This window comes from Paenibacillus flagellatus (genome assembly GCF_003217775.1).
Lineage (GTDB): Bacteria > Bacillota > Bacilli > Paenibacillales > NBRC-103111 > Paenibacillus_AB > Paenibacillus_AB flagellatus.
On the sequence record NZ_QJVJ01000002.1, the window covers coordinates 700,508 to 721,756 of the forward strand.

General features: G+C 62.1%; 13 protein-coding genes. 12 read left to right on the forward strand and 1 reads right to left on the reverse strand.

Translation table 11 applies throughout. The features are described 5' to 3' along the window. Window positions 1-17 precede the first annotated feature (17 nt). From DLM86_RS06500 to DLM86_RS06535, 8 genes are all read left to right on the forward strand, one after another. Window positions 18-1,622, forward strand: a complete 1,605-nt coding sequence (locus tag DLM86_RS06500; protein ID WP_158289358.1) for an extracellular solute-binding protein — start codon at window positions 18-20, stop codon at window positions 1,620-1,622. Further along, complete coding sequence (locus DLM86_RS06505; protein ID WP_158289359.1) at window positions 1,580-2,761, forward strand: exo-alpha-sialidase; 1,182 nt, start codon at window positions 1,580-1,582, stop codon at window positions 2,759-2,761. The genes DLM86_RS06500 and DLM86_RS06505 overlap by 43 nt, the downstream gene beginning before the upstream one ends. 2 nt (window positions 2,762-2,763) lie before the next feature. Next, window positions 2,764-6,717: a fibronectin type III domain-containing protein gene (locus DLM86_RS06510; RefSeq protein ID WP_110839145.1), complete on the forward strand. Its 3,954-nt coding sequence runs from the start codon at window positions 2,764-2,766 to the stop codon at window positions 6,715-6,717. Between the two features lie 62 nt (window positions 6,718-6,779). Further along, entirely contained in the window at window positions 6,780-8,162 is a 1,383-nt protein-coding gene (locus tag DLM86_RS06515) for a hypothetical protein (protein WP_110839146.1), read from the forward strand. A gap of 14 nt (window positions 8,163-8,176) precedes the next feature. Continuing rightward, window positions 8,177-10,288 (forward strand): glycoside hydrolase family 36 protein, encoded by a 2,112-nt coding sequence (locus DLM86_RS06520; protein WP_110839147.1) that lies wholly within the window; start codon window positions 8,177-8,179, stop codon window positions 10,286-10,288. Between the two features lie 29 nt (window positions 10,289-10,317). Then, window positions 10,318-12,009 (forward strand): hypothetical protein, encoded by a 1,692-nt coding sequence (locus DLM86_RS06525; protein WP_110839148.1) that lies wholly within the window; start codon window positions 10,318-10,320, stop codon window positions 12,007-12,009. Window positions 12,010-12,041: 32 nt separating this feature from the next. After that, window positions 12,042-12,485 (forward strand): hypothetical protein, encoded by a 444-nt coding sequence (locus DLM86_RS06530; RefSeq protein ID WP_110839149.1) that lies wholly within the window; start codon window positions 12,042-12,044, stop codon window positions 12,483-12,485. A 297-nt stretch (window positions 12,486-12,782) separates the two neighbouring features. Continuing rightward, complete coding sequence (locus DLM86_RS06535) at window positions 12,783-14,111, forward strand: helix-turn-helix domain-containing protein (protein WP_110839150.1); 1,329 nt, start codon at window positions 12,783-12,785, stop codon at window positions 14,109-14,111. A gap of 119 nt (window positions 14,112-14,230) precedes the next feature. Here DLM86_RS06535 and DLM86_RS06540 read toward each other — a convergent pair whose 3' ends face one another. Continuing rightward, window positions 14,231-15,523 carry an aspartate aminotransferase family protein gene (locus DLM86_RS06540; protein WP_110839151.1) on the reverse strand — a complete coding sequence of 431 codons (1,293 nt, stop codon included), beginning with the start codon at window positions 15,521-15,523 and terminating at the stop codon, window positions 14,231-14,233. 256 nt (window positions 15,524-15,779) lie between these two features. Here DLM86_RS06540 and DLM86_RS06545 point away from each other — a divergent pair, with 256 nt between their 5' ends. The 4 genes from DLM86_RS06545 to DLM86_RS06560 all read left to right on the forward strand — a co-directional run bounded on the left by DLM86_RS06545 (window position 15,780) and on the right by DLM86_RS06560 (window position 21,103). After that, entirely contained in the window at window positions 15,780-16,544 is a 765-nt protein-coding gene (locus DLM86_RS06545; protein ID WP_158289360.1) for an SDR family NAD(P)-dependent oxidoreductase, read from the forward strand. A 23-nt stretch (window positions 16,545-16,567) separates the two neighbouring features. Beyond that, the gene (locus DLM86_RS06550; RefSeq protein WP_110839153.1) at window positions 16,568-17,380 is read left to right on the forward strand and encodes an IclR family transcriptional regulator; all 813 of its coding nucleotides are present in this window, start codon (window positions 16,568-16,570) and stop codon (window positions 17,378-17,380) included. 27 nt (window positions 17,381-17,407) lie between these two features. After that, on the forward strand, window positions 17,408-18,568 hold the full coding sequence (locus DLM86_RS06555; protein ID WP_158289361.1) for a Gfo/Idh/MocA family protein: 1,161 nt from the start codon (window positions 17,408-17,410) through the stop codon (window positions 18,566-18,568). Between the two features lie 177 nt (window positions 18,569-18,745). Beyond that, a complete protein-coding gene (locus tag DLM86_RS06560; RefSeq protein ID WP_110839155.1) occupies window positions 18,746-21,103 on the forward strand; it encodes a helix-turn-helix domain-containing protein in 2,358 nt (785 codons plus the stop codon). The last annotated feature ends 146 nt before the right edge of the window (window positions 21,104-21,249 follow it).

Below are 21,249 nucleotides of genomic sequence, written 5' to 3' on the forward strand. Positions count from 1 at the left end.
AGGGGAGGCTGAACGAGTTGGGATTGGGAAAAGGGTGGAACAAAGGGATCGGCTATGGGACGGTTACGGCGCTGTTGGCCGTATTTCTGGCGGGTTGTTCAAACGATCCGGGAACGGAGGGAGAGGGGAATCCGTCGTCCGGTAAAGACGGGAGCGGCTCGACGAAGCCCGTCGAGCTTACGCTGATGGCGTTCGAAAGCGCGGAAGTCGCCAAATCCGACGACGACCCGATTTACAAAGCGCTGCAGGAGAAGCTGAACATCCGGCTGAAGGTCGTCTCGTCTCCGTTCAACAACTACAACGACAAGCTGAACGTGATGATCGCTTCCGGCGAGCTGGCCGACTTGTTTTACGGCGACGGAATCGGCAATCTGGAGCAGTTTCATACGTGGATCGAGGAAGAGATCGTGCTGCCGATGAGCGACAGGTCGGCGGGGTATCCGAACCTGGACAAGGCACTGAAGCGGTTCGACATGTACAAGGCCGCGACGGGAGGCAAGCATTACGGGCTGCCGATCACCTCTTACAGCGATATCGACAAGCCGGTCTATAACGATCACACCATGTGGATACGCAAAGATTGGCTCGATAAGCTTCATCTGCAGGTCCCTACGACGATCGACGAATTTTACCAAGTGGCCAAAGCGTTCGCCGAGCAGGACCCGGACGGCAACAATAAGGCCGACACGTACGGCTACGGTTCGTCGGACGGCTCATGGTGGTTCTATCCGATCCTCAATGCGTTCGGAACGAGCCAGGACCGCTACAAGAAGGTCGACGGCAAATGGGTGCCGGAAGTGATCCAGCCCGAAACGAAAGAAGCGCTGGCGTTCCTGAAGAAGCTGTACGACGAGAAAATCATGGACCCCGAATTCATGATCAACAACGGGGAGCAGCTGATCGAGAAATTCGTGGCGGGCAAAGTCGGCATCATCTTCAAAAACGGCAGCATGTTCTACAATACGTTCTACGACAAGTTCGAGAAAGCGTATCCGGGCCGCGATCCCAAATCGATGTTCGTCGCCGGCGGCGTGATGAAAGGAAAGAGCGGTGCCAAACGTCTGGACGGCTTCGGCAATTTCTGGATGACCACGCTGATCAACAATCAGATCGGCGAAGAGAAGAAGAAGAAAGCGCTGGAGCTGCTCGATTACTTGGCGTCCGACGAAGGGATGAGGCTGATGCGTTGGGGCGTCGAAGGCCGGCATTACCGCAAGGAAGGCGACAAGTTCGTGAGTCTGGTGGAAAAGGACGAGAACGGCGTGCAGAAGACGTTGGCCAAGGTCGCGCCGACGGCGCGGTTGAAAACGCTCATTACGTGGGACAACGGATTCGTGCCGGAGAATACGCGGAACCGGGAGGAAGTGATCAAGGCCGGCCGGGAAGGGATCGAAAACGCCAACGTCGACCCGCTGTTCGGGATGGTCATCGATCCGAAGGCGCTGCCTCCCGAGCTAACCAAGACGCTCGGCGATTACGTCGAGGAGACGTTCGTGCAGACGATCGCCAGATCGAAGCAATTCGATGCCGATTGGGAGAAGTTCGTCAAAACATGGCTATCCAAAGGCGGGCAAAAAGCATGGGACGAAACGAACAAGAAAGCGTTGGAAGAAGGCCGCTAAAAGCGGGGAGCGCGTCCGGCGTCACGAATCTTGCCGGCTCCGGGCGCCGGCCCAGGCTCGAGACGGAACGCATCTGCCTCTATCGTCCCGAACACGCCGGCGACTGGACCTATTGCCACCACCCGCACCTGGGCCGGTTCAAGGGCAGATGGTATGCGATGTGGTCGAACGCTCCCGCCCACGAGGACGATGCGGGGCAGCGGGTTATGATCGCCGCTTCGGACGATTTCCGTACCTGGTCGCCGCCTCGTCCGCTTGTCGATTCGATGCCGGGGAAGCACGCGCCGGCGGTGCTGACCGCCGCCGGCTTTCACGAGCATGGGGAGACGCTGGTCGCCTACTTCGGCAAATACGAGTACGAGCCGGATCAGCTTGAAAACGGGAGCCGCAAGCCGGGCGACCGCGGGCATACGGGCACCGGGCTGTACGCGATGGTGACGAGCGACGGCGTCGAGTGGCGGGGACCGATCGATCTTCGGCTTCCGCTCGTCCCGAATCACGGGCCGCAGCGGACGACGTCCGGGCGGCTGATTCTGAGCGGGAACGTGCTGTTCCCGTTCACGGACGATCCCGCCGGGCTGAGCGGCTGGCGGCTTGCCGGCATATGCCCGGAGACGGCGGACGAAACGGTCCGCGACGATTCGGAAGCGATTCATATCTGGAAGAAATCGGCGGGCTGGCCGGTGCTGCTGTGCGAAGGATCGTTCTACCAGACCAAGGACGGCGTCCTCCACATGCTGCTCAGGAGCAATACGGAGCGGCTATGGGTGACGCGGAGCGAGGACGACGGCGAGAGTTGGTCGGCGCCGAAGCCGACCGACTTTACCGACAACGCGAGCAAATTCCACTTCGGCCGGCTGCCGGACGGCCGTTACTATTACGTCGGCTGTCCCGATCCCGAACCGCGCTGGATCCGCAATCCGCTTGTCCTGTCCTTATCCGGCGACGGCGCCGTCTTCGACCGGCATTACGTGCTGGGGGACGACCGGTACGCCATCCGGTATCCGGGCATGTGCAAAGGGGGCGATTACGGTTATCCCCATACGAGGTTCGAAGACGGCTATTTGCACGTGATTTATTCCGCCGGCAAGGAAAGCATCTATGTATTGCGGACGGCTGTCGATCATAAGGAGGGATAGCGATGGCGCGATACGGGAACATGGGCAGGCTCGTCGGTGCGGCGGCCGCAATGCTGTTCGCCCTGTGCGTTGCGCTGGGGGTCGGCGGCAAGGCGGAGGCGGCCGGCACGACCTATTATGTAAGCGCTTCGGCAGGCGACGACGCCAATGCGGGAACGAGCGAGCAAGCTCCGTGGAAAACGCTGGCCAAGGTGTCCTCCGTCCCGTTTCAGCCGGGGGACGTCATCTTGTTGAAGGGCGGCGACGTCTGGACCGGCGAGTCGCTGAACGTGCGAGGCTCGGGAACGGCGTCCGAGCCGATCGTCTTATCGTCCTACGGAACCGGAAGACCGAAAATCAGCCATTACGGAACCGCGCTCCTGCTGGAAAATGTAAGCGGCTGGACCGTGCGCGGCCTCGAGCTCGAGGTGCGTTCGAACGCGACGTTGACCGGCGGCGGCGGCATCGCGGCGGCGCTGATGGTTGCATTCAGCGGCGGCGGGCCGTATTCCGACATTACGATTCAAGACAATCTGATTTATGGAGAAGGAATCGATCGCAGCACCGAGGGCATCTATGTCACCGCCCTGCATCCGGGGAACCTGAACGAAGAAGTCGCGCGCAATTTGACGATCGCGGACAATACGATTCGCGATCTCGGCTGGCGCGCCGTCTATACCGGCGGCTGGGATACCGACGGCGGCAAGGGCATGACGTCCACGGCGCTGTTCCACAACGTCCGAATTTTGCGCAACACCGTTTCCAACATCGGCAATCAAGGGATGATTTTGAGCAACGCCAACCATAGCGCAATCAAGTGGAACGTCGTTCATCATGCCGGCCAGTATGCGGGGAGCGGCGTAACATGGGGGCCGGGCGGGATATGGCCGATCTACGGGTCCCATATCGAGATCAAATTCAATGAAGTGTACGCCATGTCGGACAGCGGCATCGGCTATGACGCGGCGGGAATCAACATCGATTGCTCCAGCGAGTTTGTCGTCGTGCGGTACAATTACAGCCACGACAACAAAGGCCCGGGCATCACGACGATGGCCAACATCCATTCGCTCATTGCGAACAACAAGGTCGGCGGCAATTACGGCTTGACGACGATCGGCAGCGGCCAGATCGCGTTATCCGACGCGACCAACGAGCCGCAACGGCTGACGGGCGTGAAGCAGCTGCGGATCGAGGACAATCTGATCTCGGTCGACCGGCCCGGCACGGCGGCGATTACGTCCCGGCGTTTTTATACGACGGGCGACGCCTGGGCCGGCAACGGCATTACGGGAAACAACATCCTCCTGCAGCCGAATACGCCGGGCACCCAAGTTTATGATTTCGGGGAAGGCGGCACGATCGACCAGGCGAACGGCAACCGCATCTACAGCGCGGGCGGATCGGAATTCCGCGCCGCGAAGAGCGGTACGACGTATGCAAGTCTGGCGGACTGGCGGAGCGGAACCGGCTACGACGCCAACAGCGCGACAGCCGTGCTCGACCCGTCGCCTCCGGGCAACGTCGCCGGGCTGTCCGGCGCGCCGAATGCGGCGCCGTACGGGATCGCCCTGTCATGGACGGCGGCAACCGACGCCGGAAGCGGGATCGACCACTACAACATTTATCGTTCGACGAATCCGAGCTTCACCCCGTCATATGCCACGATGGTCGGCGAAGCGAAGGGAACGTCGTTCGTCGACGCGGAAGAGCTTGAACCGGCGACGACTTATTACTACAAAGTCGAAGCGGAAGACCGCAACGGCCGTACAAGTCCGGCCCCGGCCGCCGTCAGCGTGACGTCCGGCGCCGCGCCGCCCGCACCGCTCCGCGTCTTCCAGGCTTCCCGCGATTTCAGCGCCTTCGACCAGGGGCCCGTCTGGTGGTATCAATACGGGCAGAACGGCAGCTATACGAACATTCCCGCCTATTATCCGGCTTGGCATGCATGGCGGCTGGGGCAGACGTCGCTCATGACGGGCGGTGCGCGTCAGCATCCCGATCTGCAGGACAGCGTTCGCACCTGGGTTGCGCCGTACAGCGGCAATGTCACGATATCCGCAGCGGGACCGATCGCCATGGAGCAGACGGGGCCGACGGCCGACGGCGTACGGGTCAAGGTGCTGCGCGGCACGTCCCAGCTGTGGCCGGGAAACGGCTGGCAGACCGTCACGACCGACGCGCCGGTGTCTTTTCCGAATCTGTCCGTCTCCGTAACCAAGGGCGAGACGATCCGATTCCTAGTGAACCGGGGCCAGACCCACGAGTACGATACGACGCTGTGGGACCCGATCGTCGCCTATACGTCGATCGTACCGCCTTCGCCCCCTCCCGCGACGCCGGGCGTCCGAATCCCGAGTCCGCTGACGGTCGAGGAGATGCGCGACGACTTCGAGGACGGGGACGCCGCCGGATGGACCGCGGCTTACGGTAGCTGGACGGTCGTCTCCGGAGCGGGCAGAGCCTATCGGCAGACCGATCCGAACGGCGGAATGGTCTATGCGGGGCAGTCGGGGTGGAGCGATTATACCGTCGAAGCATCCGTTACGCCGACCGCTTTCTCGGCTTCGGGAGGCAGCGTGTCGCTCGGCGTGCTGTATCGGGACGCGGCCAACCGATACACGCTGCAATTCAACAGCAACGGGACGATCGAGATCAAGAAGTTCGCGAACGGCACGAGCGTGTCGCTCGGCTCGAAAGCGTATCCGGTGACGGCGGGGACCCGGTATGCGGTAAGGGCGGACGTTTACCGGGACGGAGGGAGCGGCGGCCAGAGCATCCGCATGTACGTCAACGGCCTGCTGGAGCTTACCGTCTACGACACGGCCTCCATTCTGACCGAAGGCCGGGTGGCGCTGGATGCGTGGCGAGCGCAGGCCGACTTCGACGATATCGCCGTGCACCGGGCCGCGAACGTCTGGGTGGAGGCGCAGGACTGGTGGTACGACAGCTTCGAGGATCCCGGCGCAACCGCTTCGTCGTGGAGCGTCGGCGGAGGAAGCTGGTCGCCGGTCTTCGACAAGACGCGTTCCTATAAGCAGACCGGTTACGGGGCGGCGTCGGCCGCGGCCGGCGATCCCGACTGGCGCGATTACGGCGTGCAGGTCAGGGTGAAGCTGGCCGATGCAGCCGCAGGCGGCACCGTTCGGCTCGCCTTTCGGCGCGCCGATGCGAACCATTCTTACTACGTATACTTGAACAACGATCAGACGGTCGGGATCGGGAAGAACGACGGCGGCGTCCGCACGATTCTGGCAAGCCGAAGCTATCCGATCGCGGTCGGAACGGAATACGAGCTGAAAGCGTTTGCCGTCGGCGGTCAGATCGACTTGTACTTGAACGGCAAGAAGCTTCTTTCCGCATCGGACACGACGTTCGTCACGGGAGGAATCGCGTTGGAAACGTCAGGCGCCACCGCCTATTTCGACGATGTCGTCGTCCAGCGGCTGCCGGTAGCGCCCTCGTATACGGCCGATTTCGAGAACGGCGGCACCGCGGGCTGGAACGCCGTGTCCGGCAGTTGGCAGATCGCCCAAGGCGCTACCCGGGAATACCGGCAGACGGGGACGGCGTTCGCGTTGTCCGCGCTTGCGGGCGGGACCTGGAACGATTTCGCGTTGAAGGCGCGGGTGAAGATCGACAGCGCCTCCGGCGCCGGCGGAGGATTCGCGCATCTGAACTTCCGTTACCGGGATGCCGACAACTATTACTTCGTTTATTTGAACGACAACAACGCGATCGAGATCAAGAAGAAGGTTGCCGGCGTGCAAACCTCGCTTGCTTACAAACCATATCTCGTCTCGCTCGGGAGAGAGTACCGGGTCCAAGTCGTCGTGTCCGGCAGCCATATCGATCTGTACATCAACGGGGTGAAGGAGCTGTCGGCAACCGATTCCTCCTTCGCTTCCGGCGGGATCGCGCTGGAAACGTGGCAGGCGGCCGCATCGTTCGACGACGTTGCCGTAACCGCCCTATGACCCGTTCAGCCGGCTTGCACCCAAGACGACAACAAGAGCGACGACGGAAGGAGTGAACCGACATGCCTCACTCGCAGCTTATGTTCGGTTATTATCACGGAGACGGATTCCCGGCCGGCGCTCCCGATTCGATCGACCGGATCGCCGCACTCGGCAACAGCAACGTGATCATGATCAATTCCGCACACCCTCCGGACGCGCTGCGGCATATGCTCGACCGGGTCGCCGCTTGCGGCTGCCCGTTCATCATCAGCGTCTCGGACTGTTTCTTTCGTGGCGGCCGGGTCGGCGCCATCGGCTCGGCGCATCCGCGCGAGGATAGCGCCGAACGCTGGGCGGCGCTGCAGGAGACGCTGCGCCCCTACGAGCGGCACTTGCTCGGCTACTACTTCGACGAGCCGTATTGGAACGGCGTGAGCGAACGCGATTTTCGCGACGCGACCCGCATGATTCGCCGCCGGCATCCGGATAAGAAAGTGATGGTGTGCGCGACGGCGCTCGAGCTGGCGCCGGACGCATTCGATTGCCCGATCCCGGAGGCGGGAAGCGGCTACTACGAATTCGTCACGGACGGTGCCTTCGATATTTACCGGGCATGGGATCCGTTCCTGTACGGCTATCTGGACGAGAAGCTGAGGCGGCTCTTGCCGTCCGAAGCCGCGATCTGGTACGTCGTGTGGGGATTTGCCAAAGGAACGCCCGACGGCGGACCGGCGGCGCTGATCGTCAATTTATTGAACCATTACCGGCTCGCCCTGCGCGACCGGCGCTGCGCCGGCCTGCTCGTATTCTCGTTCGCTTCCGGCGATGCGGGCGACTGGGGGAGCGGGATGGACCGGCTGCTGGACCCGCCGCACCCGTCGTACGATCCGCTGCTGCACAATCTGCAGGTGAACGTGGGCCGGGCGCTGATCGGACGCGCCGGCGACGACCTGTTCGTCCACTCGGCCGATGGCGGCGGGGAAGGGCCGGGATCACGCGGCTGGCGGTATGCGGGACTTGATGCCGGGGGCTCCCCGCGTCCGCTCGTGTTCGTACCGGAACGCGCCGTTTGGGCCGATCCGGAAGGGGCGGGCGGCCTCGTATGCCGGGATCTGATCGCCCCGGGCGCGGGCGGGGAGCAGACGCTCGTACAGTGGGCCGCCCCCAAGCCGGGTCGGGTGTACGTTGCCGAGCGCGGCGGCATCCAGCTGGCCGGCATGTCGCCGCCCGCCCGGCTGCGCGTCCAGATCCGGCATAATGATCGGCGGATTTGGCCGGAGGCGGACGAATGGCGCGAGATCGGCCCCGGAGCGGAACAGTCGGGATATCGGTTGAAGCTCGAGGTGGTTGCGGGCGACTGCCTTTCATTCGTCGTGAGCGCGGGCGAAGACCGGACGGGCGGGCAGGACAGCGGGCTGCTCCGGTGGGATCCCGTCGTCTCGTATATCAACGATCATTCCTGATCGGAGGAGGACTTATGGCAGCACATCGGCTTATCGCCATTCGGGAAAGCGGCATTCATCTCCATGTGGAAATTACGGAGGACGGGGACGTGCGGCTGCGCCACTTCTCGCCGTTCCCGGAAGACGAGGCGCGCTCCGGATCGGACGCGACGCGGAGCAGGCGGCGGATCGTCGAGCTGCAGGCGAGCGGAGAAGACCATAACGATCACCACGGCGCCAAATATACGGGCACGATGCCGGCCGGCCGGCTCGTCTATGCGGGCCACTCGGACACCCGCAATGAAGCCGGTCGCAAGCTGGAGGTCGCGCTGGAGGACGGAGATACGCTCGTCACCGTACACTATCAGTTTTACGACGGCATCGCCGTGATCCGCGCCTGGACGGAGGTGACCAATCGCGGAGCCGTGCCGCTTCCGCTCGAATACGTGTCTTCCTTCGCCCTGACCGGCATCGACAAGGAAGGCGAAGGGACGTGGGAGACGAAGAGCCGGCTGCACGTCCCGCACAATACGTGGCACGGCGAGTTGCAGTGGCGGGGCTGCTCGCTCCCCGAGCTCGGTCTGACGATGGCGAACGCCTTCTCGGTGAAGCGGCTGAACTACGGCAGCTCGGGGACGTGGTCCTCCGCCGGCTATGTGCCGATGGGCTGCTACGAGAATACGGCGCAAGCAACCGCGCTCGTCTGGCAGATCGAGCACAACGGCTCGTGGCATTGGGAGATCGGCGACGCGCCGGACCGGCAGCTGTATCTGCAGCTCAGCGGCCCGACCGAGGCCGAGAGCCATTGGTGGAAGCGGCTCTCGCCGGGCGAGACGTTCGTGTCCGTCCCGGTGGCCGTCGGCGTCGTGCGCGGCGGGTTCGGGGAGGCGATCGCCGAATTGACCCGTTACCGCAGGGCCGTCCGGCGGCCGCATGCCGACAACGAGCGGCTGCCGATCATCTTCAACGACTACATGAACTGTTTGTTTGCCGACCCGACGACCGAGAAGCTGCTGCCGCTGATCGACGCCGCGGCGGAAGCCGGCTGCGAATATTTCTGCATCGACGCCGGCTGGTATGCCGACGGGCCGTGGTGGGACGCGGTCGGCGTGTGGCAGCCTTCGACGCGGCGGTTTCCCGGAGGCGGCCTGCAGGCGGTGCTCGATCATATCCGCGCCAAAGGCATGATTCCCGGGCTGTGGCTGGAGCTCGAGGTCATGGGCGTCCATTGCCCCATCGCGGCAGACGTTCCCGACGAATGGTTCTTCGTCCGTCATGGCCGGCGCGTCATCGATCACGGCCGGTACCAGCTCGACTACCGGCATCCCGACGTCGTCCGATACGCCGACGAAGTCATCGACCGGCTCGTAACCGAGTACGGCGTCGGCTATATCAAGATGGACTACAACATCAATGCCGGCATCGGCACGGAGATCGGCGCTGACAGCTTCGGCGACGGACTGCTGCAGCATAACCGGGCTTACCTGGGCTGGCTGGACCGCGTGTTCGAGCGTTACCCGCAGCTGATCATCGAAAATTGCGGCAGCGGCGGCATGCGGATGGATTATGCGATGCTTGCGCGGCACAGCGTCCAGTCGATCAGCGACCAGACCGATTACCGCCGGATGGCCGCGATCGCCGCGGCGGCCCCGACCGCCTTGACGCCGGAGCAAGCGGCCGTATGGTCTTATCCGCTGAAGGACGGCGACGAGGAGGAGGTCGTCTTCAACATGGTGAACGCGATGCTGATGCGCGTCCATCAGAGCGGGCTGCCGACCGCGCTTGCGCCGGAACGGTTTGCGCTGCTGCGCGAAGGACTGGACTACTACAAGTCGATCCGGCATCGGATCCCGCAGTCGCTTCCGTTCTGGCCGATCGGCCTGCCCAAGTACGGCGACGACCGGATCAGCCTGGGGCTGCGCTGCGGGGACAAAGCTTATGTGGCCGTATGGAGCTTGAACGGAGGAGGGGAAGCCTTCGAGCTGCCGATTTCATTTCTATCGGGCAAGGAAGCGGCGGTCCGGTGCGGGTATCCGCAGCGGGGGGCATGCGATTTGCAGTGGAATGCCGGCACGGGAACGCTGACCGTGACGATGCCGCCGGGCTGCCGTGCGCGCATCGTGGAGCTTGAACCGATTACGAACTGAGTTTTGCGTTTGCAAAGGAGGAGACATGAATGAAAGCATGGAGAAGAAAGGGACTGTCGCTGGCGCTCGCTTGTTGTTTGTTGATCATGACGATTTGCGGCGCGGCGTCGGCCGAAGGCGCGAACGTCGGGGCCGCGGCGAACGCCAACCCCGGGCTGCAATACTTCGGCTACTACCATATGGACGGACAAGGGATGCCGGATCCGAAATATTTGCCGTTCGCCGGGCGGATCGGCAACAGCAACGTGGCCATCTTCAGCAGTTGGTCCCGAGGGACGACGCTGCAGAGCCATATCGACCTGGCGGCCGCCAACGGCATGAAGGTGCTGCTCAACGTGTACGATTATTTCTTCCACTGGAGCCCCGGCGGGATGGGGGACGGCAGCGGCCATATGCACGCCGACTGGCAGGTTCAGTGGGCCGAGCTGAAGCGGGTGCTGAGCGGCTACGAGGACAAGCTGCTCGGGTTTTACTTCGACGAACCGTGGTGGTGCGGCGTAACGGAAGAAAACTTCCGCACGGTGACGCAGATGATCCGGCAGGAATATCCCGACAAGAAGCTCGTCGCGGTCAGCGCCGTTGCCGATCTCGATCCGTACGGCACCGGCAAATCGGTAAGCAGCGACTACATCGAATTCGTCACCGACGTCGGGTTCAACTATTACGAGAGCGGTCTGGAAACCGGGTTCCATCAGGAGCTGCTGGAGAAGCTGAAGGCGAAGGCCGATCGCGGCCAGCATATCTGGCTCCTTCCGAAGTCGTTCAGCCGCAACGCCACGGAAACGACCGACGTCCTGCAGCACCATCTGCTTCATTATTACAAGATGGCGTTAAACGAGCCGCGCGTGGTCGGCATGGCGGCGTATACGATGCCGTCGGGCGGCGACGGTACGGGCATGTACGCGTTCATGAACGAATCCGATCCGGCGTACGATCCTTATCTGACATACGCGCACGTGCAAGTCGGCCGCAGCATCATCGATCCGGCCAACGCCGATCTCTACGTCCGTTCCGTCGACGGAGCCGGCAGCGGCAGCGCCTGGAGCGAGAGCGGCTCCGTCCTGAAGTGGACGGCGCCGAAGGCGGGGACGATTCAGATCTCTTCCCTCGGGCCGGTACGCCGAACGAACGAGCACGGCAACGAGCTGGCGATCAAGATCACGCGGGGCCAGACGCCGCTGTGGCCGTCCGCCGGATGGCAGAGCGTCACCGCGGCCAACTCGGGCTTGCTGTATCCGAAGACGGCGACCGAGGTGCAGGCCGGGGAGGAAATTTGGTTCCACACGGACGGACGGAACGACGTGCCGTCGGACACCCTGACATGGGATCCGGTCATTGTCTATTCGGGGTATGAGGCCGACGGCCAGCCGAACATCGAGCTGTCGGTTTCGTATCAAGTCGGCCATACCGCCAACGCAACCGCGCTCGAGCCCGGCGAGCTGCTCGTCTCCTCCGTCGCGATGACGAATAAAGGGAAGTCCGCGCAAACCGTGACGGCGATCGTGGCCCTCTATGACGGGTCGGGCGAAGACGGCGCGCTCGCCAACCTGTCGTTCTCCACCGCGACCTTGCAGCCGGGCGAAAGCCGCGAACTGAAAGGCGGGTTCAAGCTTCCTGACCATCTGTCGGGATACCGGGCGAAGACGTTCGTCGTCAGCGGAGAAGATATCGCTTCGCCGGGTATGGCGCTGTCGGACGTTTATGAATTGCCCGCGCCTTGACAGGCGCGAGAAACCGCGAAGGAGGAACAGCCATGAGAGCAATCAAAACGGTCGCAGTCGCCGCGCTGCTTTGCTTCATCGCGCCGCTGAAGCTGGACGCCGAATCCGCGGCCGATCATGCATCCGGTCGCGCGACGGAGTCCGCCGCCGCCGAGCTTGCGGTCGAGTCCGAAGCCGCTTCCGCGTCCGGCTCGCTGCGCGTCGCCGTCCACCCCAAAAAGCTAACGGTGAACATCACGGGCAAGTGGAAGGAAGCCCGGGGGAAAGAAGTATTGATCACAATCGTCGATCCGAACGGCAAGCTGGAGTACATCAACCAGAAGGCGATGGATCGCGGCCATTCCTTCACGTTTCAATACCGGATGAAGGAGCCCGCGAGCGGGACGTATTCGGTACGCGTCATCGCGGCCGGGCTGCCCGGCTCGGAGCCGCTCGCGACGTCGTTCGCGGTGCGCCCCTCCGGCGGCAAGCGCTAGAAACGGCGGCGCGGCCGGGCATCCTCTTTGACAGACCGACCGGGCTTCCTCCGGTTTACGTTCTTGTATAGGAAATTATGCATGGCCAATTTCCTGTGGATACCGGGGGCTCCCCCAGAAGCAATACCATTCGCTTTATGATCGAAGTTATTCCGACGAAGAGCATCCGTGTATGCAAGGTAACGATTGGTGCGAGCAGCAGGCTGCTCTAACGGAATACGCTTCGAAGCTTGTCTTCACTTCCGGGGGATTTGTTCAGCCGGTTAGGTTAACCGCTTTCGGAAGGAGGAGGAACGGATGAAGACGATATGGATAGTCGATGACGAATCGCCGGAAGACATTCAGCTGATCGGCACGATCGGCCGGGGCTACGCCTCCGCTCCCGCGATGCGGTTCGGCGGCCATGCCGGCTTGGAATTCGCGCGAATATGGGGCGGTTTGGAAGCCGAGATCGATCGCCGTCAGGACGTTTGCGATCTGGTATGGAAACAAGCGGTGAACCGGATCGTCATGAGCGGTTCCGTCACCCGGATCGACGCGGAGACGATGGAAGCGTTCGGTTTCGGGGCGACGAATCGGGTTTATGCGGCGATCGTGCGTTTCCGCCGTACGGCGGCTTCTCCTCCCCCTTTCGCCGAAGAAAGAGTGCGGGCCGTCGTCCGACGTCAAGCCGATCCGATATGGGAAGCGTTCGTAAGCGGCCACTTGGCAAAACCGAACGAATGCATCGTGTTGTTCAACGAAAAGCGGGGTACGCCCCACGGCGAAGCTTTGGCCGACGAGCGGCTGCAGCGATCGCTCCGCGGGATGGCCGACGCGTTGGGGCGCGAATGCTCTTTCGGCGTCAGCCTGAGCGGTAGCGGAATCGCGTGCCTTCCCGAGCTTTACGAGCAAGCTTCCGACGCGCTTTTGCAACGTTTCTGGCAGGACGGCGAATCGGTTTGCTTCTACTCCCGCTATCTGCCCCTGGTCGATCGGCCGGCTTCTTGCGAATGGTTGAACGGCTTGACCGACACTCGGAAATCCCATCGCGAGAAAGAGCTGATCCGATGGATCCGCCGCCGGTTTGCCCCGGACGGCTTGAGGAACATGACCGGTTCTTCGATGAAACGGCTGTTCCGCCGCGTTGCTCACAGCTTGGACATGGCAGGAGGCGAGTCGTCCGGAGGTTCCGAACGAAAGGATGAAATCGAGGGGATCGACCGCTTCGAAACCGCGGACGAACTAAGCGGATATTTGCTGGAAAAGGCGTGTCGGTTGGCCATCGAAGGCCGGCCGGGAACCGATGGGACCGGGTCGTTGGAATCGATCGTTGCGAGTATCCGCGCCGACATCGATCGTCATTGCGGCGAGCAGATCAATCTATCCTTCTTCGCCAAAAAATATTCGGTCAACGCTTCCTACTTATCGAAGCAATTCAAAAACGTTACCGGTCACAACCTTTCGGCGTACCTTTCTCGCGTCAGGTTGAGCAAAGCGAAAGCGCTGCTGAAGACGACCTCCGGCAGCATCTCCTGGATTGCGGAATGCTGCGGATACGAGGATACGCATTATTTTTCGCGAATGTTCAAGAAAGGAACCGGCATGACGCCGTCGGAGTATAGAAACAGCCAAGCTTCGGAATAGCACGACGAGAACCCCGATCCGTAAACCGGAACCGGGGTTTGTCTTGTTCGTCCGAGACGCCCGGCGAAGGCGTCTATAAGCCTGCGAAGGCTCGTTTATTCCTATTCGGCGAAGCGAAGTCACTTGCCTCGGCTCATCTCCGTCAGCACCGCTTCGACCGCTTCCAGCGTAATGTCCACTTCCTTGTCGGTATGGCTGTAGCTAATATGGTTGCGCTTGATGTTCATCGGCATTTTGAAAATGCCTTTCTCGATCAGCTTTTTCCGGTACGTCACGTAAAATTGCGCGTCGTTGTATTGCAGATCGGTATAATTGCGCGGCTCGAAGCTCATGAAGTACGTCGTCCATACCGAGCCGAAGCCGGCGACGAACGCCTCGATGCCGAGCCGGTCGAGAATGCCGCGAATTTCGGTGCGCATCCGTTCGCCGAGGCGGAAAATGTGCTCGTGCACCGGCTCGTTCTCCATCATCTCGATCGTCGCGATCGACGCGGCCGTACCGACGGCATGGCCGTTGTACGTGCCCGCGAACCAGACGTCGCCGCCCGGCTGCGTATTGAAGCGCGACATGTACGGCTTCTTGCCCGCCACGGCGGCGATCGGGAAGCCGTTCGCCATCGCCTTGCCCATCGTCGTCAAATCCGGCGTGACGCCGGCCACCTTCTGAAAGCCGCCGATGTTGTGGCGGAAGCCGGTGATGACCTCGTCGAAGATGAGCAGCGTGCCGTGGGCGTCGCACAAGTCGCGCAGCCCTTGCAGGAAGCCCGGCTGAGGCATGATGCAGCCGATGTTGTGCGGGATCGGCTCGACGATGAGCGCGGCGACCTCGCCTTTGTTCGCCTTCAGCGTCCGCTCGACGTCGTCCAGATCGTTGTACGTGCAGACGAGCGTATTGTCGATCGCCTCGTCCATCATGCCGGCCGAGCCCGGATCGCGCGTGCCGATCTTGTCCCAGGCGCTCAGCATGTTGCGGGCGACGTAGTCGTGCCAGCCGTGGTAGCAGCCCTGGAACTTGATCAGCTTCGTGCGGCCGGTGACGGCGCGCGACAGGCGGATCGCGTGGTACGTCGCCTCCGAGCCGGAGTTGCAGAACAGCACTTGCTCGGCGGAAGGGACGTGGGTCGTAATTTTGCGGGCGAGCTCCACCTCGAGGTCGGTGCAGCCGACGCCGTACAGGTCGGTGCGGCCGAGCGCCTCGATCACTTTGCCGTTGACGTACGGATGGTTGTGGCCGAGGATGAACGGGCCGAAGGCGGCCTGGTAGTCGATATACTTGTTGCCGTCGGCGTCATAGATGTAGGCGCCTTCCGCTTTCGTAAACACGAGGAACGGATCGACGTTCCGGATCGAGGTATGTACGCCCCCGGGCGTATATTTTTGGGCTTCTTCATGCAGCTTGGCACTGTTGCTCATCACGTCGCTCCTCCAAAATTCAATATTTTGAATAATGTTCAATGAGTTGATTATATACCGGAAAATTCGGAGCCGTCAATCGGGGAGACCGCTCTTTTCGCGACTTCCTCCGCTTGATTTTCTCGTCGATCGACTTTGCGGTCCGGACGATGTTTCGATTGACACCGCGGAATGAATTGTTTTATGATCGTTTTGAATCGTATTCAATATATTGAACTTCGTTATGAACTCGTATCATATAGGAGGAATCCGGAGGATGAAGCTTGCCGGGAAAAACGTGTTGATCACGGGCGGCGCGCAAGGGATCGGCCAAGGCATCGCTTTTCGATTCGCGCGCGAAGGAGCCGCGCTGTTTCTGCTTGACGTGAAGAGCAAGGAACTGGAGGCGACGGCGCGTACGATCCGCGAGGAGACCGGGATGCGCGTCGAAACCGAGGTGTGCGACCTGAGCGACGTCGGCCGGGCGGCGGAGGCGGCCGGGCAGGCGTGGACGACGATGGGCGGCATCGATATTTTGATCAACAATGCGGGCATCGCCGTTCGCGAGCCGTTCGCGTCCATTCCGCTGACGACGTGGAACAAAATTATGGACGTCAACGTCAATGCGATGTTCGCCCTGTCCCAATCGGTGGCGACCCGGATGCTCGAGCAACGGCGCGGCGGCTCGATCGTCAATATGGCTTCGAAAAACGGCTTGGCCGGCAGCTCGATGCTGGCCCACTACAACGCGTCGAAGGGGGCCGTCGTCCTGCTGACGCAATCGATGGCGGTCGAGCTCGCGCCGCACGGCATCCGCGTCAATGCGGTGGCGCCCGGCTTCATCGACACGCCGCTCGACCGGAAGCTGAAGCAGCAGGACCGGTCGCTCGATTTGACGGCGCGTACGCCGATGGGGCGGACCGGGACGGTGGAGGAAGTGGCGAGCGCATTTTTGTTCCTCGCTTCCGACGAAGCGTCCTACATAACCGGAACGACGCTCGTCGTGGACGGCGGGCATCTCGCCAACGCGGGCGAGCTGTGACGGGACGAAAGGAGAGCCAGCCGATGAAAAAACAACCGAAAGAATATTCCGTGCCGGCGATCGATAAAACGGTGGCGATCTTGAACGCGTTGACCGACCGGCATCTATCGATCCAAGACATTCATTCCACCTTGAACGTGCCGAAATCGACCGCGTTCGTCATATTGAACACGCTCGAGCATTACTCGTTGATCCAGAAAACGCCGGAGGGCAAATACCGGCTCGGCCACGGCGTGCTTCGCTGGGGCATCGGCTACATGAAATCGATGGACCTCGTCGCGATCGCGAGACCGCATCTCGAGCGGCTCGTGGGCGATACGCCGTATACGGCGCATCTGGCGGTGGCCGAGAAGGATAAGCCGGTTTACGTCGACAAGGTGGAGGGCAGCGGGTTCGTCCGGTTCGCCACGAAGATCGGGCAGACGCAGCCGCTCCACCAGTCCGGCGTCGGCAAGGCGCTCGCGTCCGGCATGACGGACGACGAAATCGCCGCGGTGCTGTCGGCTGAGCTGGCCGAGACGCCGGACAAAATCGCGAAGGCGATCGACAAGCTGATGGACGACGTCCGGTACGTCCGCCAGTACGGCTATTCGATCGAGGACGAGGAGTTCGAGGAAGGCATCCGCTGTATCGGCGCTCCGATCCGCAACGAGAACGGGCACGTTTTCGCTTCGATCAGCGTTACCGCGCTGAACAAAGATTTGCCGGCGACGAAGTTCCAGCAAATCGGCCAATCGGTGAAAGAGACGGCCGACCGCATCTCCGCGGAGCTCGGCTATATCGGGGAGGCGCCGGCTTCGCCCGGCGATGTGCCGAACCGGGGGAACGGATCGTAACTACCGAATCGAACGGAGATGATTTCCATGACGTTACGCGTAGGCATCGTCGGAGCGAGAGGGCTGAGCAACCTGCTCGGCTTCCGGGCGATCCCCGACGTCGAGGTAGCCGCCCTGTGCGACCTGCACGAAGGGCTGTTGAAGGAGCAGGCCGGCAAATACGGCATTCCGCGCACGTACCGCATTTACGAAGACATGCTCGAGTCCGACATCGACGCGGTCGTCATCTCGACCCCGATGCAGCTTCATGTCCAGCAGACGATCCAAGCGCTCGAGGCGGGCAAGCACGTCCTGTGCGAGGTGACGGCCGGGGTGACGATGGACGAGCTGTGGTGGCTGAAGGAAGCGGTGGAGAAGCATCGGGACCTCGTCTACATGTTCGCCGAAAACTACTGCTATATCCCGACGAACCAGCAAATCGCCAACATGGTGCGGCAGGGCGTTTTCGGCGACGTCTATTTCGGCGAGGGCGAATATTTGCACGACACCAAATATTTGGCGTACGGCTATAACCGGCGCGTCCCGGGCGAGCAGCCGGGGGCCGGCAAGACGTCGTGGCGCAACTACTGGCAGTTCGGCAAGCGGGGAACGTTTTACCCGACGCACAGCCTGGGGCCGGTCATGCAATGGTTCAAGGGCGACCGGATCAAGTCGGTGTCCACGTTCGGCACCGGCTGGCATACCGCTCCGGAGTTCCGCCAAGAAGACACGTCGGTGACGATCTGCCAGCTGGAGAGCGGCAAGCTGATCAAGCTGCGGCTCGACTGCGTGTCGAATCGTCCGCACAATGCGGCCTATTATACGCTGCAAGGGACGAAGGGCTGCTACGAGGCGCCGCGGGGGCTCGGAGACGGGCACAAAATTTATATCAAGGCGGAGGGGCGGCATTCGGACGAGGCGGAGTGGCGGCCGCTGTCCGACTTCGACGATTATTTGCCCGAACGGTACAAAAACGTCACCGAGGAGCAGCGCCAAGCCGGCCATTGGGGCGGCGACTACTTCATCGTCCAAGATTTCGTCGACGCGATCCGCACCGGCGCGAAGCCGCCGATCGACGTGTACGACGCATGCGAATGGACGGCCGTCGCCCTGCTGTCCGAGCTGTCCGTGACGAACGGCGGCCGGACGATGGATATGCCCGATTTCCGCAAAGCTAGCGGGTACAAGGACCAGATCGTCCGGTTGTAGCGGACGATTTCGACGAAGCGGGCTACAGCCGCGATGATGACGAACGTCGGCGGGCACATGGGGCGCCATGTGTCCTGCCGGCATTCGCCGGAATTGCCGCGGCCGCTCCTTTTTCGCGCCATGTTCGGAAACCGCTTACATGTATTCGTTCGACTTCGACCCGGGAGGTAGACGGCCGTGAAGCTATTGGATCGGTTGAACAGCGTGTATTACCGGCTGTTGTTGTCGTATGCCGCCTTGCTGCTCGTGACGACGGCCGCCGTAGGGACGACCTCCTACGTCTTTTTCAAGTCGAGCCTGTACGGCGAGGTGGAGAAGGTGCACGCCCGGATGCTCGCGCATACGGCCGACCAGCTGACGGACAACGTGGTGGGCAAGGCGCAAAAGCTGTTTTTGGAGATGGCCACCCGGCCGGACCTGCTTTACTTTTTCGATAACCCGATTCCGGGCCAGTACGCCAGAGTGAAGGACGTCGCCGACGAGCTGAAGGGGATCGTCTCCATGTATCCGGACGTCGTGGATTCGGCCGCCGTGTATTACCGCGACGGGAACACGATCGTCTCCTCGCAGCACGGCATCGCCTTTCTGGACAGCGTGCCGGGCAAAGTGGCGGTCAACACCGACTGGATCGAACGGATGGATCGGGAAGGGAAGGCGTCGCTTTGGATCGGGACGCGCAAAGTGCCGGTCAACGCCCGCTCGGACGGCGTCTCCTCCGAGCTGGTGACGCTGGCCGGCACGTATCCGTACAATGCGGCCGCCGGCAAGGCGAAAGGGTATTATGCGGTTCATCTGAAGGCGGAAGCGTTCGTCTCGATGATCCGCCCTTCCGACGACGCCGACCGGGGACGGCAATGGATCGCGGACGCCGACGGCGGCTTGATCGCGGATGGAAGCGGAAGGGACGATCGCGATTCCTCCGCCCGTGCGGCGCTGCTTCGCGCCATCGCCGGATCGGGCCGCGAGCGGGACAGCGTGGAGGGAACGATCGGCGGCGTCGACTACCTGATCTCGTATACGACTCTGCCCGTCACCGGCTGGAAGCTCGTACAGGCGACGCCGGTAGACGACTACAACCGGAACGCCACGGCGATTCAACGGACGCTGCTGCTCATCGGTTTAGCCGCCATCGGAGCGGGGCTGCTGATGGCGCGCGCGCTCACCTCCAACTTGTACGGCCCGCTCGGGTCGCTGCTCCGCACCGTCCGCGGCTTGTTCGGGCCGCCCGACGCCGCCCCGGTCAAGCACGAGAACGAATACAAGCAGATCGGCCGGCTCGTCGCGAATTTGTCGGAGAAAATGAGCGAGCTGGAGTCGACGGTGCGCGAAAACGTCCCGATCATCCGCCACCATCTCGTCTCCGGCTTGCTGCACCGCCATATCGCGAACGAAGCGGAGCTCGAGGAGCGGCTGCGGCTGCTGAACATGAGCTGGCCGGAGCGGTATCGGTGCGCGCTGATCGTCCGTCTCGACGAAGCGGGCATGAACGGACTCGGCGTGGAGGAGCAGCAGATCGTCCTGTACAACCTGATCCGGGAGCTGGAGCATTCGGCGTCGGATTCGGCGCCTTGCGCGGCGATTTCGACGTCGGCGTCGGAAATATCCGCCATCGTCCATTCGCCGGAACGGGACGAGAGCCGGATCGCGGATACGATCGAGCGGCTGTCCGGCTTTGCGGAGCGGCATTTTCGAATTCGGCTGACGGCGTCATGGGGGGACTGGACGGACAATCCGCTGCACCTGCACGAATCGTACGCGCAGGCGCGCGCTTATTTGAAATATGCGTATTTGCTGCCAGACCGCGGGACTTTTCCGCATTCGGCATTCGCGGAACGGGAGCGGAGCCGGGAGGAGCTGCCCGAGAAGCTGTCGGCGGCGTTCGCCGAAGCGCTGCGAAGCCGGGACTTGGAAGCCGTTCGGACGGCGGTGACGACGTTCGCGGATCGCTTGGCGGCGGGCTGCTATTCGGCCGACTACGGCATGGACAGATGGAAACATTTGGTCGACCTGTATCGTCAATATGTAAAGGATATGAACTTGAAATCGGGGGACGTGACGGACACGGGTTCCATGGAAAAGTTTCGGCACATATCCGATATCCGGCAGTTTCGCGAATGGCTGATCGATGTCGTCGCGCAGACGTTCCGCTTCGTCGAGGAGCGGGGGAGGAACCGGGGAAGCGAGACGATCGAGCGCGTGAAGGCGCATGTCGACCGCAGCCTCGACCAAGAGTTGAGCCTCCAGGCGGCCGCCGAGCTCGTCGGCCTGCATCCCCGCTATTTGAGCCAGCTGTTCAAGGAGGAGACCGGCGTCAATTTCGTCGATTACGTCAACCGCAAACGGCTCGAAGCGGCCGCGCTGCTCCTCAAGTCGACGGATTCGAACGTCGAGCGGGTCGCCGCCCAGGTTGGGTTCAATACGCCCGCGTACTTCATCAAGAAGTTCAAGGAGCTGTACGGCGTGACGCCGAAGACGTACAAGTTCAACTATACGATGAGCCGTACGGAATTGGCGGAGGAGGACATTCCCGACTGAACGGCGTCGCTGTATGCGGGGGTCCCTAAAGCCGGTGAAGATGTCCCTCTGCGCGAATTCCGGGTCGTGGCCGACAGATTCGCGTTCGAGCTGGAGACCGATCCGCTATGGGGACGGCATGGATCGGAATCGGACGTCGTAGGCTG

Bases quoted from the DNA above. Each gene is read 5' to 3' on its own strand.
- DLM86_RS06505 (WP_158289359.1), top strand. From the start codon at position 1,580: ATGGGACGAAACGAACAAGAAAGCGTTGGAAGAAGGCCGCTAAAAGCG.
- DLM86_RS06510 (WP_110839145.1), top strand. From the start codon at position 2,764: ATGGCGCGATACGGGAACATGGGCAGGCTCGTCGGTGCGGCGGCCGCA.
- DLM86_RS06515 (WP_110839146.1), top strand. From the start codon at position 6,780: ATGCCTCACTCGCAGCTTATGTTCGGTTATTATCACGGAGACGGATTC.
- DLM86_RS06520 (WP_110839147.1), top strand. From the start codon at position 8,177: ATGGCAGCACATCGGCTTATCGCCATTCGGGAAAGCGGCATTCATCTC.
- DLM86_RS06525 (WP_110839148.1), top strand. From the start codon at position 10,318: ATGAAAGCATGGAGAAGAAAGGGACTGTCGCTGGCGCTCGCTTGTTGT.
- DLM86_RS06530 (WP_110839149.1), top strand. From the start codon at position 12,042: ATGAGAGCAATCAAAACGGTCGCAGTCGCCGCGCTGCTTTGCTTCATC.
- DLM86_RS06535 (WP_110839150.1), top strand. From the start codon at position 12,783: ATGAAGACGATATGGATAGTCGATGACGAATCGCCGGAAGACATTCAG.
- DLM86_RS06540 (WP_110839151.1), bottom strand. From the start codon at position 15,523: ATGAGCAACAGTGCCAAGCTGCATGAAGAAGCCCAAAAATATACGCCC.
- DLM86_RS06545 (WP_158289360.1), top strand. From the start codon at position 15,780: ATGAAGCTTGCCGGGAAAAACGTGTTGATCACGGGCGGCGCGCAAGGG.
- DLM86_RS06550 (WP_110839153.1), top strand. From the start codon at position 16,568: ATGAAAAAACAACCGAAAGAATATTCCGTGCCGGCGATCGATAAAACG.
- DLM86_RS06555 (WP_158289361.1), top strand. From the start codon at position 17,408: ATGACGTTACGCGTAGGCATCGTCGGAGCGAGAGGGCTGAGCAACCTG.